This window comes from Martinezella calliandrae (genome assembly GCF_030272695.1).
Taxonomy (GTDB): domain Bacteria; phylum Pseudomonadota; class Alphaproteobacteria; order Rhizobiales; family Rhizobiaceae; genus Rhizobium; species Rhizobium calliandrae.
This window is the reverse complement of sequence record NZ_JARFYN010000066.1, coordinates 21,692-35,728: the sequence shown is the minus strand read 5'-3', so window position 1 is coordinate 35,728 and position 14,037 is coordinate 21,692. Positions and strand designations below refer to the sequence as shown.

The 14,037-nt window shown below is 58.0% G+C and carries 11 protein-coding genes and 1 pseudogene; 8 read left to right on the top strand and 4 right to left on the bottom strand.

Features of this window, described 5'->3' with window-relative positions:
- The coding region (locus PY650_RS31345) for a cation:dicarboxylate symporter family transporter (RefSeq protein WP_285883773.1) at positions 1–234 on the bottom strand (234 nt) is incomplete at its 3' end.
- Between the two features lie 813 nt (positions 235–1,047).
- Positions 1,048–1,281: a hypothetical protein gene (locus tag PY650_RS31340; protein ID WP_285883775.1), complete on the bottom strand. Its 234-nt coding sequence runs from the start codon at positions 1,279–1,281 to the stop codon at positions 1,048–1,050.
- On the opposite strand from PY650_RS31340, the pseudogene PY650_RS31335 reads away from it, so the two are divergent.
- Positions 1,229–1,397: pseudogene (locus PY650_RS31335) on the top strand (short-chain dehydrogenase); the annotation flags it as partial. The gene PY650_RS31340 and the pseudogene PY650_RS31335 overlap by 53 nt on opposite strands.
- 49 nt (positions 1,398–1,446) lie before the next feature.
- Here the strand turns inward: PY650_RS31335 and PY650_RS31330 are convergent.
- Positions 1,447–1,713: a hypothetical protein gene (locus tag PY650_RS31330; protein WP_285883772.1), complete on the bottom strand. Its 267-nt coding sequence runs from the start codon at positions 1,711–1,713 to the stop codon at positions 1,447–1,449.
- Between the two features lie 548 nt (positions 1,714–2,261).
- Here PY650_RS31330 and PY650_RS31325 point away from each other — a divergent pair.
- The 5 genes from PY650_RS31325 to msuE all read left to right on the top strand — a co-directional run bounded on the left by PY650_RS31325 (position 2,262) and on the right by msuE (position 8,744).
- Complete coding sequence (locus PY650_RS31325; protein ID WP_285883771.1) at positions 2,262–2,762, top strand: hypothetical protein; 501 nt, start codon at positions 2,262–2,264, stop codon at positions 2,760–2,762.
- A 61-nt stretch (positions 2,763–2,823) separates the two neighbouring features.
- A complete protein-coding gene (locus tag PY650_RS31320; protein ID WP_285883770.1) occupies positions 2,824–3,780 on the top strand; it encodes a S8/S53 family peptidase in 957 nt (318 codons plus the stop codon).
- 1,621 nt (positions 3,781–5,401) lie between these two features.
- Positions 5,402–5,977 carry a MaoC family dehydratase gene (locus PY650_RS31315; protein WP_285883769.1) on the top strand — a complete coding sequence of 192 codons (576 nt, stop codon included), beginning with the start codon at positions 5,402–5,404 and terminating at the stop codon, positions 5,975–5,977.
- A 343-nt stretch (positions 5,978–6,320) separates the two neighbouring features.
- Entirely contained in the window at positions 6,321–8,147 is a 1,827-nt protein-coding gene (glmS, locus tag PY650_RS31310) for a glutamine--fructose-6-phosphate transaminase (isomerizing) (RefSeq protein WP_285883768.1), read from the top strand.
- A gap of 66 nt (positions 8,148–8,213) precedes the next feature.
- A complete protein-coding gene (gene msuE / locus PY650_RS31305; protein ID WP_285883767.1) occupies positions 8,214–8,744 on the top strand; it encodes an FMN reductase in 531 nt (176 codons plus the stop codon).
- Between the two features lie 104 nt (positions 8,745–8,848).
- Here msuE and PY650_RS31300 read toward each other — a convergent pair whose 3' ends face one another.
- On the bottom strand, positions 8,849–9,028 hold the full coding sequence (locus PY650_RS31300) for a hypothetical protein (protein ID WP_285883766.1): 180 nt from the start codon (positions 9,026–9,028) through the stop codon (positions 8,849–8,851).
- A gap of 142 nt (positions 9,029–9,170) precedes the next feature.
- Here PY650_RS31300 and PY650_RS31295 point away from each other — a divergent pair, with 142 nt between their 5' ends.
- Positions 9,171–10,244: an efflux RND transporter periplasmic adaptor subunit gene (locus tag PY650_RS31295; protein ID WP_285883765.1), complete on the top strand. Its 1,074-nt coding sequence runs from the start codon at positions 9,171–9,173 to the stop codon at positions 10,242–10,244.
- Positions 10,244–13,411: an efflux RND transporter permease subunit gene (locus PY650_RS31290; protein ID WP_285883764.1), complete on the top strand. Its 3,168-nt coding sequence runs from the start codon at positions 10,244–10,246 to the stop codon at positions 13,409–13,411. Before PY650_RS31295 ends, PY650_RS31290 begins: the two co-directional genes overlap by 1 nt.
- The last annotated feature ends 626 nt before the right edge of the window (positions 13,412–14,037 follow it).

The window sequence follows — 14,037 nt, the reverse complement described above, 5'->3', positions numbered from 1 at the left end:
CTTGAGGTCCGACATGCCGGCGATGCCGGTTGCCACCGTCAGGAAAATGACCGGCGCAATGACCATACGCACCAGCTTGATGAAGGCATCGCCGAGCGGTTTGAGCTCCGTGCCCACGTCCGGGTAGAAATACCCGACCAGGATGCCCGCAGCGATCGCCACGAGGACCTGGATGTAGAGATGCCGATGGAGCGGTGTCTTGCCGCGGACCTCCGCGGAATGTTGTGCGATCATGATATCCTCCACGTGAGCCGAGTCCGGCAACAGGCCGGGCCTCCCAGCCCATCTTTTCAACGATCGACAGTGGCCGCTGCCTTGTAGAGCGATCGAGCAAATGGCATGCCAATCGACCGCGGCTCGATCAGCACCCTGAGATAATGAGACATTTTTCCTCGAGCGCCGGAGCGCAACACAATCGCGTGCGGAAATCCGCAAGATCGACGGGGCAATTGGGCGAAAACAAGCACAATGCCGTCATGTTCAAACCGGCCATGGACGACCTTCGCGCATCGCGCTCTCCGCGTGGCAGGAATGGTTGTCTTTTCCGCCGTGGCCTAGTTGTGGCAACCCTCGATTATCCGTGCATGGACTCGATTGGGAGAGACTGTGGCGATGTCTCTATCCACAATGAATGAGACGGATCCCGCATTCGGTGAAAACGAGCCATCACAATCATAGATAGAACTTTCCACGAGCGAAATGCGGCGGTTTATTCAGGCATTTTGACTGAGATTCATCATGTCCCGTAGCCGATAGTTCAGCACAGCGAGCGGCGGCACCCGCAGCATGACGTGTTGCGTTCGGCCGGCTGCCAAAAAGGTTCTAGGATCGCAAGAGCGGCGGGCGCGGATCGTCAGCGAGCTGGGCTTGCGCGTGATGACGGGGAGGGAGAGGTTTCGAGCGGACGTATTTTTGAGATCGCTGTGCTCGGCAGGTTCGATAGAGCTGCGATCAGCGCGTTCTTTTCTCACCCGAAGGGGCCGTGATGGCGTCCCGGTGATCCTTGCCACGGAACCGGGTGCGCACGGACTGCCGCCTGCGTCCGCTTCAAAGGAATTTCGAAGGCACCGGGATCTGTGATGACTTCACGGTCGCGCTCGGACGATACCGGCTGACGGCCAGCCCGTTGGCGTCGATTTCCGGAGCCTTGCCGCTCACAAGGTCGCTGATCACGCGCGCGAAGCCGTGCTCATAGTCCAGCCCAGCGTCCCATGGCCCATGTTGAGCTATGCTCGAAGCCGGAGTCACGCGTTCCGGCCGGACGATCGCTGATCTGGACAAGCTAGTGCCCTTTGGGCGAAGAAGAAGTGGCGGCCCTGATCGCGTTTCATGCGTCGGCTGAAGTCGCCCTCATGTGCGGCTCGCTGGTGGAGATTACGGGTGCCCAGGCGGTCGCGTGGCTTAGTTGCCAAAATGGCGCTGCACGTGCTCGCCGGAATAGTTGGCTCATGTGTCGAGATTAATGATGTCTCCCCTTGCCCAGCTTTCGGCAAGGCTCATCAGAAAATCCATCTCCCGTCTCAGCGTAACCGTTCGACTCACATCGATTGCATGCTCGCTTTCAGCGCGAACGTGGTAAAACTCTCCGACCGCAATTCCTGCCGCTTTGCGCTTTTCTTCGAGCGACGATTTCAAATCGGCAAGCTCTTTCTTCACGCTAAAATAGCGCCGCATAACAGCGAGCAAACGTACATCGTTGTCCATAATATTCATATTAGCATCTTCCGCAATACAACGGCCTAGGGAGAACCAGATTCGTGCATTTTTGTCACGCATCTTGAGGGAGGGATCAATGAAAATGCCGCTGACGGACGTGCACACAATAGGGTTCGCTCGCGCTCAGTATCATCGAAACCATTCCAATTGTGTCGGCTTTGTCGATTTCACGACAGAGCTTCGTTCGGCGGACTCCTTGCCCTTCTTTTCTAAGCTAATGAAAGCAAAGGCAGACACTTCCTGACCAATCGTGCGTTCAAATTGGCATGAATTTTGATGCCAGTCACCGAGACGCAGCGAGAGCTGTTTACTCGGGAAGAGCCGAGAAATGTCTCAATGAGACTGAACGACTGGAGATAAGTAATATTGCTGAGAATGATTGCGTTGTCCGTTGTCGCTCATGCTTTCGCGGTTATTGCCCTCGGGCGTTTGCCCAAGAAGTGCCCTCCAACAACAGGGCGCCAATCGGTCGTGCGATGAATTCGTGGTGCCCAAAATATGTGTTGTGGACAGGTTTGGCACCGCTGGCGATGGCATTTTACGCAATGACTGCGAATGGACAAGAGACCAGCCTTGTCGGGATCAACCGAGGTTCAGAACTAGCCACCATCGCCCGTCGTCTTGAACGCGGCGGATACGAGCTGACGAATGGCACATGGGTGCCGTTAAGCAAGATGTACCATAGCAACTGGGTCGACATGCAATTCGAAATGTTGACACAGCTGTCCGACGATTTCGGTCTACTGTGGGGCGCAAGCACCGGTCAGCGTGCCGAAAAAGTCCGGATCGACCCAAATGTGCAGCTCGGCTTCATTCTGCAAAAGCGTCCGACGCCGACGACGACGCTTACGTTCACGGCCAATTCGATCTTGGGTGGTGACCTGACGGAACAACCGTGTACCGCCAGCTACCGACTTGGCGGCGTTCAGAAGGTAAATTGCCGCTTGGCCGCCTCGCGACTACCGGTAGCCGACACGCTCAAATACCTAGTGAAACTCCATCCGAGCCGCCTGAAACTCAGTCTCTGGTTCAGAGGTCAATTCTAGCGATGATAATAGGTGCGGGCGGTCCATCGGCAACGAAAAACAACGCAGACAGGAGGTTAGTATGCAGAAAACACAATCGTTCCCGATAGCAATCCTCAGCGGTTTCGTTATGTGCCTGTTGGCGGCGACAAGTTTTGCCGGCGAGCATGGTGCCCATGTCAGAGAAAGGGCCGATGCACCGACAATGGAAAGCAGCGCCTCGGGGTGCGCACGAAGTGCCGACAATACCTTTTGCTGGATGAGTCCGGATATCGGGCAAGCCTGGGCGTCGGGCTATACCGGTTCGGGCGTATCGATAACGATCGTAGATGATTTCAGATCCTCGGAAGTGATAGATGGCGATCTCGGCCGTGGCCAACAAAGGCAACAGCATGGCGAATGGGTCTTTGAGGCAGCCGACATGGTGGCACCTGGTGCAAACATGTTCTGCGTTGAATACGGCCAGCAGCCTTTGATCGCGCTGAAGGATGGCCTCAATGTCGTCAACCTGAGCTACGGCTATCGAGAGCCAGTGGCCCGGTCTTCATTCCAGCAGTCGCTTGTCAATGCAGCTTTGGCCGGCAATGCGGTCTTCACAAAGTCCGCCGGCAACGACTCGACTCCAGTCGGTACTGTAAACACCGCAGGGGATTTTGATTATCTAGCTGCCAGCCTGATGGGGGCGCCATCAACGATCTTCGTGGGTGCCCTCGACCACAATGGCACTCCGGAGAATAAGGCAACACTGGCCTCCTATTCGAATTACCCCGGCTCGAATACGGAGGTACAGAACCAGTTTTTGACGGTGGGCGTCGAAGGTGACAAAACTGGACTATTCGGAACATCTCATGGAGTGCCGGTGATTTCGGGCTATTCCGCCATCCTCGGAAATAAGTTCCCAACGGCGACACCGACACAGATCGCCAATCAGTTGCTGGATACAGCCAGGACTGACACACTCGTCAACTATAACGCGGCGACCTACGGCCGCGGTGAGGCTAGCCTTTCGAGGGCACTGGCACCCGATTGGATCAGGTAGACAAAGAGCCAAAGTTGCCTGCCAGGCGTTTGGATCCATCAAATCGCCTCGCAGTGTTCGCCTTAGAAACTAGGGCAGTTCATGTTGTTCCAGTGCAGGTCAAGAAGTTATTCCCCAGGGGCTTGAATATTTCAGCGATCGATCGCCCAAGACATTAGGGGAGGCCGCTGGACACAAGACGGTCCACAGCCGTTTCGGAATTGCCGGATTGAGTTCGAACATTGTGCGACTGTCAGCGCCGCCTTCTTGAGAAGCTGCAGTCCATTGGTGGCGTTTAGGGGCGGATTGAATTTCGCGCGCGAACGGTTCTCGCAGGCGGATAGCAACGCTAGGATGTCCAGGCAGACTTGGTGGGTGACCGATAGTCTGAGGGGAAGATCGGCGATCCGCGCTCTCACCACCGCTACAGCCCTCGACGGCTCCAATGCCCTGATCGTCTTCTTGGTGCCTCTCCCCAGGCTGATTCTCGGTGCGTGGAGGTCCCGGTAGGGTAGACCGGAGAAGTGGAAGATCGCCTCGGCGGCACTACGATCACCCGAGCGGTTGTACGGCCATCATTGGTTCAAGGAGCCGTCGGGTAGCCGCACTAGCCGATCCAAAGGCGCGGTGGTCCGGGTGATCTGGCAATCTTCCGGTCCGCCGATCATATCCAGCTTCTCCGTCCTAGCTTCGGCAGTTTGTCTTTTACGGCTGTCCAATCATCGCAACCGATAGTCGACCCGACGGCCGCGCTTATCCGGCTGACGGAGTTGTTCGGATAACGCAGATGTCCAACGTTCCTTGCCTTGCCGCAGACACCGGCGACTGCGTGGTGCTTGAACTTTACGCACGCACTCAGCCGGCCGTAAGAGCAACCAATAATCGAACCCATCATCGGCCTATTCATCGCCGTCGCACTTGCAGCCTATCGTCGTGCGGCTCTCCTACCGGACGGTTCAGTACCGCCCTCTAACAGCGATTTCCCACTTGATGGTCCGTCGGAGCAGGCGATTGACTGTCTTCCCGTGGACGATGGCGCATGACTTTGCCGCGGAAAACGCACCGAGAACTCGCATGAGTTGAGATCAAAGCCTTGATAGATGTGGCTCCGATTTAGGATGTGGATGGTTGCCATCTAAACAATCAATTTATCAAATATACTCAGATGCCGGTAGAAGAAGATGAAGCAGGGAATAAGAAAAGAGGCCTTAGAGTGCGCTTACGGGTATGGTTGGATCGGCGTCGGGACTTCGTTATTGGTCGAGGATTTCTACCCTGCCGCTATTGCTTTCGATTACACCGATGCGGGAGAACGTGACGTTGTTCGTGATCGCCGCCCGCCTGGATCTGCGTACTTGCGAGGGGTATGCAAGTGGCAGCTTGGGTAGTGACTTCGGCTTAGTGTAATCACCAAAGCACTCGACGCCTCGATATTGAGCCATAAACGCACGCCTTACGTGATCCAGCTGAGGAAAGATTCCCGCACGTGCTGTCTTGATTAAGTGCAGTGTGAGGCTCTCATAGACGCGCTCCCTTAAATCATAGTCTGGTCCGTCGAGGTGCTCCGTCGATGTCTTGCTGCAATGTACGACCGCTTTCTTGGGTCTAAACCCAACCGCCTACAGTTCACCAGGATAACTAAATGCCGGAAGAAATCTCGCTTTTTGATGTCAAGGAACTGATCGGGAAGGAGATCGGCGTTTCCGACTGGATCAGCGTGACGCAAAAGACCATTGACAGCTTCGCCGCGGCGACGGGGGACGTCCAGTTTATCCACGTCGATCCCGTGCGAGCAGCAGCGGAGACTCCTTTCGGTGGCACGATCGCGCATGGTTTTCTGTTGCTCTCGCTACTGTCGGCGATGAGCTACAATTGCTTGCCGAAGATCCGCGAGTTGACGCTGGGCATTAATTACGGCTTCAACAAGGTGCGGTTCATGGCACCGGTCAAGAGCGGCGCACGCGTGCGTGGCCGCTTTACCATCGCCGAAGCGCGCTTCCGCGGCGCCGGCATGCTGATGATCACCTATGGCACGACGGTGGAGATCGAGGGCGAAGGAAAGCTGGCGCTGACCGCGATTTGGCATACAATCGTTAAATTCGAGCCCAAAGAACCCGACCGGACAACGTTTGAGGCGGGCATCCCGGCAAAGTCCTTTGCTCTCGGGGAAATGGACCTGGAGCCGTCGCTCGCAGCGCTGCAAAAGGAAGTCTTCTGAATGAAATTGCTGCGGCCAGATGATGCGCCGGATCGTCCGGCGTGTTCCGCAAGCCGAATTTCAACATGGGTCCAAACCGCGGAAACTCGCACGGCTAATCCATGGCGTGGATAGGTATGATCCAAAAAATCAATTTTTCCAATCAGTCGAGTGCTATTAGAAAGCACTGAATTTGACCGAAATCAAGCGCGGCAGCACGACAATTCTTGCCATGGAGTTTGCCAGCGCATTGAAGGAATGATCGCCGATCATGGCGATCCGAGAGTGATTGTAGCTTCGCTGCCTCCAGCTTGACGGAGTATGTGAGCGCCGTGACCGACATGCGAAGAAGCACGGAGAGGGTATGTGCGGGATTGTGGGTATTGTCGGCCATCAGCCGGTTTCGGAACGGCTGGTAGACGCGTTGAAGCGCCTTGAATATCGTGGCTACGATTCGGCGGGCGTTGCGACGATCGACGGTGGAGCGCTCCATCGCCGGCGCTGCGAGGGCAAGCTCGTCAATCTCGAGGCCAAGCTGAAAGAACAGCCTCTGGCGGGCACAATCGGCATTGCCCATACGCGCTGGGCAACCCATGGCGTGCCGACGGAGCGCAATGCCCACCCGCATTTTACAGACGGCATCGCGGTCGTCCACAATGGGATCATCGAGAATTTTGCCGAATTGAAGAATGAACTGACCGCGGCCGGCGCCGAGTTCCAAACCGACACCGACACAGAGGTCATCGCGCATCTCGTGGCAAGATTTCGCCGGGGCGGCATGGGCCGGCGCGAGGCTATGCATGCGATGCTGAAGCGCGTCAGGGGCGCTTATGCGCTAGCGCTGCTCTTCGAGGAGGATCCTTCAACCATCATGACTGCGCGCAATGGTCCGCCGCTCGCAATCGGTCACGGCGTCGGCGAGATGTTCCTTGGATCGGATGCGATCGCGCTGGCGCCCTTCACCAACGAGATCACCTACCTGATCGATGGCGATTGGGCGGTCATCGGCAAGACTGCCGTCCATATCTTCGATATCGACGGCAAGTCCGTTACCCGACCGCGGCAAGTCTCGATGGCCGCGGCCCATCTGATCGACAAAGGCAACTATCGCCATTTCATGGAGAAGGAAATTTACGACCAGCCGGAGGCCATCTCCGATACCCTCAGCCACTATATCAACTTCGTCGACAATCGCGTGATCGCGGTTTCGGGCGACATCGCCTTCGCCAACGTTCAAAGCCTCGCGATCTCCGCCTGCGGCACTGCCTATCTGGCCGGGCTGATCGGCAAGTACTGGTTCGAGCGCTATGCGCGTCTGCCGGTCGAAATCGATGTTGCGTCAGAATTCCGGTACCGCGAAATCCCGCTCTCGCCACAAGCGGCTGCTCTCTTCATCTCACAATCGGGCGAGACAGCCGATACGCTTGCTTGCCTACGCTATTGCAAGGAGTACGGGTTGAAGACCGGTGCGGTCGTCAACACGCGCGAATCGACGATAGCGCGGGAGTCCGACGCTGTGTTCCCGATCTTCGCCGGACCGGAGATCGGCGTCGCGTCCACAAAGGCCTTCACCTGCCAACTCGCCGTCCTAGCTGCGCTCGCAGTTGCTGCGGGCAGGGCGCGTGGCACCGTCACGGAGAAGGAAGAACAGATACTGGTCGAGCGCCTTGCCGAGATGCCGCGCGTCATGGCGCAAGTGCTCGACAGCATCCAACCAAAGATCGAGCGTCTGTCGCGTGAATTGGCAAAGTGCCGCGCCGTGCTTTATCTCGGCCGCGGCACGAGCTTCCCTCTGGCCATGGAAGGCGCCCTGAAGCTGAAGGAGACTTCCTACATCCAGGCGCAAGGGTATGCTGCCGGCGAACTGAAACACGGTCCGATTGCTCTCGTCGACGAGAACATGCCGGTTATCGTGATTGCACCGCACGACCGCTTTTTCGATAAGACCGTTTCAAACATGCAGGAGGTTGCGGCCCGCGGCGGACGGATCATCTTGATCACCGACGAGAAGGGCGCTGCCGCCTTGAAGCTCGACACGATGCATACAATCGTTCTTCCGAATGTGCACGAGATCATTGCGCCGATGATCTTCTCGCTGCCGGTCCAATTGCTCGCCTATCATACGGCCGTATTTGTGGGCACGGACGTCGATCAGCCGCGCAACCTGGCGAAATCAGTCACCGTCGAATAGACGGCCATTTCCGTAAGGGACGAATGACAGAGTCAGATGTAGCTGCTGAGCATTTGGGAGATCGACATGCCGCAAACGAAGATATTAGGCTTTTCGGGGAACATAACACGTCCGTCCACGACGCGCTCATTCGTCGACCATATCGTTGGGCAACTGGCAATCAAAACGGGAGCGTCGGCGCAGTCCTTCGATGTCGATGACCTTGGACCTTCACTGTTGAAAGCCAGACGGTTAGACGACCTCACCGCTGAGGCGCGCTGCGTGGTGGACCAGATGCTGGAGGCCGATGCCTTGGTCGTAGGCTCACCCACCTACAAGGGCAGCTACACCGGTCTATTTAAGCATTACTTCGATTTGCTCGACCCAACATCGCTGAGGGCCAAGCCGATCATCATCGCTGCAACGGGCGGAGGCGAGCGTCATTCGCTTGTTGTCGAACATCAGATGCGCCCTCTGTTCGGCTTCTTTGAAGCCCTTGCGATGCCGACCGCAATCTATGCCACCCGTAAGGATTTCGCCCACGGGGAGGTGATTTCCGAGCCCATCCGCATGCGCGTAGGCCGGGCCGTCGAGGAAGCAGCCCGCGCGATAGGATGACCAGATGCAGCAAACGTCGGCGAGATAGGCCCTATTACCCCGGCGGAACTTTGCGAGGCGATTTGATGGCGCTCAACGCCTCGCAGGCAACCTTGGCTGCTTTTTTAGCTGATCCAATCGGGTGCCAGTGCCCTCGAAAGGCGAGCCTCGCCGCGGCCGTGGGTCCTCGGGTGATAGGTGGCGAGTGTGTCGATCCTGGCTGTATCCAGCAATTGATTGGCGATCTGTGCCGGTGTCGCCGACGAGAATTTGCCGCCCGGGATGGCGCAATAGCCGGAAATCACTGGTGCCGCAAAAATGGGTCAGACAGTTCAGTTTTGTCACTTTCGACGCCGTCAGACTTTTCTACTTTGCACCATGGCCGACATTCCAACTTTGAACACCACAGTTAAGGGCGGATGCCCGTGAACTGCGAGGAATTGCCAGTTGAGAAAGCCGTATATCCTCCTTGCCGCCGTCCTTGTCTGTGCAGCACTCCAGTTTCCTTCCCGCAATGGCATGGCCGAACAGGCCGGCGCACCCGCGCTCACCGTCTCCCTGGCGCAGCCAGCGCAACGGGATTGGCCGGAGACCGTTCCGGCGAGCGGCTGGCTGAAGCCATGGCAGGATGCAATCATCGCCTCAGAAACGAGCGGCCTGCGCATCACGGACGTTCTGGTCGATGTCGGATCTGTGGTGAAGAAGGGGCAGACGCTGGTGCGGCTATCGCAGGACAGCGTTCTGGCCGAGCTTCGCAAACAGGAAGCTGCAGTCGTGACGGCCAAGGCTAATCTCGCCAAAGCCACGGCCAACGCAGACCGGGCGCGGCAGTTGCGGTCTTCCGGTGCTCTCTCCGCTGAGAAAATCACCGAATATTTCGCCGATGAGCAAACTGCAACTGCGAGCCTCGCATCCGAAGAGGCGGCGCTCGACAGTGAAAAGATCAAGCTTGCGCAGACAACGATTACGGCCGTGGACGACGGTCTGATAACGTCGCGTTCCGCCAACCTCGGCGCGGTCGTCTCCACCGGCACTGAGCTATTTCGTTTGGTTCGCCAGCAGCGTGTCGAATGGCAGGCGGAAGTGTCGGCCCGCCACCTTCCAAGCATTTGGGAAGGCCAGAAGGCGACAATTAACGGACCCGACGGTCGCCAAATTGAAGGCAAAGTCCGACTGGTTGGGCCTTCGGTGAGCACCGATACCAGCCGGGCGATCGTCTATGTCGCGCTTCCCGCCGATATCCGTCCGCGGATCGGCCTTTACGTCATGGGCAACATCGAATTGCAGACCACTCCGGCGCTTACAGTTCCCGAAACAGCGATCGTGTTCCGGGACGGGATAAGCTACGTCTTCACGTCCGGCGAGGGTCAACGAGTGCGAAGGATCCGGGTGGAAACGGGCCGCCGCAACAATGGCGAAGTCGAGATCGTCGTCGGCATAGACCGGTCGTCAAAAGTCGTCACAGCGGGCGGAGCGTTTCTGTCGGACAATGACCTCGTGAAGATTGCGGAGACACATTGATGAATTTCTCCGCGTGGTCGATCCGCAATCCCATACCTGGGATATTGCTGTTTGTGATGCTTGGATTTGGAGGGCTTTGGGCTTTCAAACAGCTGGCGGTCCAGTACTTTCCGGACATGGACCTGCCCACCATCAGCATTACCGCCACGCTCGATGGCGCGGCACCAACGCAACTTGAGACGCAGGTTGCCCGCACAATCGAGGACGGTCTCACCTCCCTCAGCCACATCGATCACATCATTACGACGATCACCGACGGCACCGTCTCGATCAAGGTGTCCTTCAAGCTGGAAAAGAACAGCGAAGCGGCGCTGAACGAAGTCCGCAATGCTGTCGATAGCGTAAGGGCCGCCCTGCCGGCGCAGATGGAGACGCCCAGCGTTACGAAGGCCACCGTACAGAGCTTTGCATTGGTCACCTATGCAGTCCGCTCGGCCGATCTTGATGAGACCGAGCTGTCCTGGTTTGTCGACAATGATCTGACCAAAGCACTCCTGTCGGTCCCGGGCGTGGGGCAGGTCAATCGCATCGGCGGAGTCAACCGCGAGGTTCACGTGGACCTCGATCCGGCGACGATGGCGTCGTTTGGTGTTACGGCAGCCACAGTGTCCTCGCAGCTTAAGGCCGTGCAGGCTGACACGTCCGGCGGACTCGGAGAAGTTGGCGGCATACGTCAGACATTGCGCACGCTCGGCGCCGTAGCGTCGGTCGAGGCCCTGAGGGAGCTTAGAATTCCGCTCGCTAACGGGCAGCAGGTTCGCCTCGATGACGTCGCATCCGTCAAGGACAGCTTCGCGGAGCGATCCTCGATGGCATATCTCGACGGCAAACCCATAATTGCGGTCGAGATCAAGCGCTCGAACGGGTTTTCTGACAGCAGTGTCTCGGCTGACGTTGACGCGGCAATGAAAAACTTCGCGGCGGCGCATCCGAATGTGCAGATCGACCCAGTCTACAGCATGATAGGGGCAGTTCTCGATAGTTATCATGGTTCGATGCATATGCTGTACGAAGGGGCGATGCTTGCGATCGTCGTCGTCTGGCTCTTCCTCAGGGACTGGCGTGCGACTATTCTGTCGGCCGTGGCGCTGCCTCTGTCGGTCATTCCGACCTTCCTCGTCATGTATTTTGCTGGTTTCAGCCTGAACGTCGTCACCATGCTGGCGCTTTCGCTCGTCGTCGGAATCCTCGTCGACGATGCCATCGTCGAGATCGAGAACATCGCCCGCCACCTGCAGATGGGCAAACGGCCGGTCGATGCCGCGCTGGAAGCGGCCAACGAGCTCGGGCTTGCCGTCATCGCCACCACCTTCACGCTGGTGGCGGTCTTCCTGCCGACGGCGTTCATGAGCGGCATACCGGGCCTCCTGTTCCGTCAGTTCGGCATCACGGCAGCTGTCGCGGTCCTCGCCTCCCTGATAGTCGCGCGTCTGCTGACCCCGATGATGGCAGCTTATTTCATGAAGGCTCATCGGACGGAGGAAAAAAATGGTCGTATCATGCGCGGCTATATTGCGATGGTAAGGGCAGCTCTGAGACACAGGAAGACGACGGTGGCGACGACCGCCGCCGTCGTCGCACTTTCGCTTTCCATCATCCCCCTCTTAAGAACGGGATACCTGCCAGCCGCTGACGATGCACGGACGCAGATCACGCTCACCCTGCAGCCCGGTGCCACCGTCGAGCAAACCGACGCCGCGACCAGGAAGGCCGCAGACATCGTCAGTAAGATCCCCGACGTGACGCATGTCTTTACGGCTGTCGGCTTGGTATCCTCAGACGGCGGTGCGAAGGTCGCGATGAGCAGTGTCGGATCCGCCGCGATCGTCGCTACGCTGACGCCCATCTCCGAGCGCGACCGCAAGCAGTCGGAAATCGAAAACGATATTCGCCAGGCGCTTTCCGTCCTCCCTGGCGTGCGGGTCGCTGTCGGTATCGGCAACGGCACGAAGCTCGAGATCACTCTGGCCAGCGACGATGCCAGTGCGCTCGACAGCGCGAGCAAGGCGATTGAGGAGCAGCTTCGTACGCTGAATGGCGTTGGAGCGGTGACGTCGACAGCCTCGAGGCAAGCCCCCGAGATCCAGATCACGCCTGATTTTGCGCGTGCCGCAGCGCTCGGCATAACGTCAAAAGCGATCGCCAGCGCCGTGCGGGTGGCGACGAACGGAGAATATTCCTCCGATCTGCCGAAGCTCAATCTGCCGCAACGGCAGATCCCGATTGTCGTCCGTTTCTCACCCGAGATGCGCACTAATCTCGACGACATCAAGATCATGCGCGTCGCCGGCACCAACGGTAATGTCGATCTCGGTTCGATTGCGGATGTCCGCATCGCCGGCAGCCCGTCTGAGATCGACCGCATCGATCGTATGCGTAATGTCACAGTCTCCGTCGAGCTCAATGGCCGCATCCTGGGGGACGTCAACCGCGAGGCGCGGGCGCTGCCGGCGCTTCGGCACCTGCCGCCCGGCGTCACCCTTGTGGAGCACGGCGAACTTCAGCGCAGTTCGGAGCTGTTCCAGAGCTTTGGCCTTGCAATGGCAATCGGCGTGTTCTGCATCTACGCGGTCCTCGTCCTGTTGTTCCATGATTTCCTGCAGCCGCTCACCCTGCTGATGGCCCTGCCACTCTCGCTCGGCGGCGCGCTGCTGCCGCTTGTGGTGACTGGCACCAGCTTCTCGATGCCGGCCGTCATTGGGCTGCTCATGCTCATGGGCGTGGTGACGAAGAACTCCATCCTCCTGATCGAATACGCGATCATGTCGCGCCAGCAGGGCATGGCCAGGTTCGACGCGCTTATCGACGCCTGCCACAAGCGAGCGCGGCCGATCGTCATGACCACCATTGCCATGGCATCGGGTATGCTTCCGGTCGCTCTCAGCCTGACGGGCGGCGATTCGAGTATCCGGCAGCCGATGGCCATCGTAGTTATCGGCGGCGTGATGATATCGACACTCCTCAGCCTCATCGTCATCCCGGTCATCTTCACCTTCGTCGACGACCTACACAATGCATTCAAATCGTTCCGCGGCCGAACGCGGCGACGCCACGCGACCGGCGGGCGGGGAGAGTTCGGTAATTTGCAAGGCGATCTGGCCGGCGATACCAGGAAATCGCCAGAAATGACCCGATCTCAGCATAAAGTCATCGAACCCACACCTTAATCGGGCTCACAGGCGTTTTTTTGACTATACGCTTTTCGTTGTCGATCAAACTTCGCCATCGGCTTTTAGGCGAGTCTTCCATTCTGTGGCTGGGCCGTTGGTCAGCCTTGTCATTATTAGTGAAAGCTATTTTGCTTGCCGCGGTCAAGCGGGAAGCCAGGCCGCTATCGGTCGACAAACGGCTATGGCCCAGCCGGCCCGAAGCTGCGATTTTGGCCAAGTGAAGACCGTTGTGGGAACATCGCGGACGTAGTTGACGGCTTGCATGAGCAGGAATGACGGTTCGCTCCGGTAACCGGAGTGGAATTATGAGTTTTGGTCTTTCGAGTGAGGATCTGGCTGATCGCTGGAGTCTGAACTTTTCCGACATTGCTTTTGTGAACGGCATACCGGAATTGGCGCAGCTGGGGTTTGCGGTCCAGCTTAAATTGGCCGCACGGCCGTTTCGCCGTCAATTACCCGAGGTAGGCCGGCTCCGGGAATTCCGCGCGCACGGATCTGTGCGGTGGCCCAGAAAATCGGCGTTCCTTCCGCGATTTCGTGCCCAAAGACCCGATAACGAGGCACGTCGCAAGAACGTTAACCCCTGAGCCAACCAGGAGGCCTCCCCTATGGGTCAATACGGT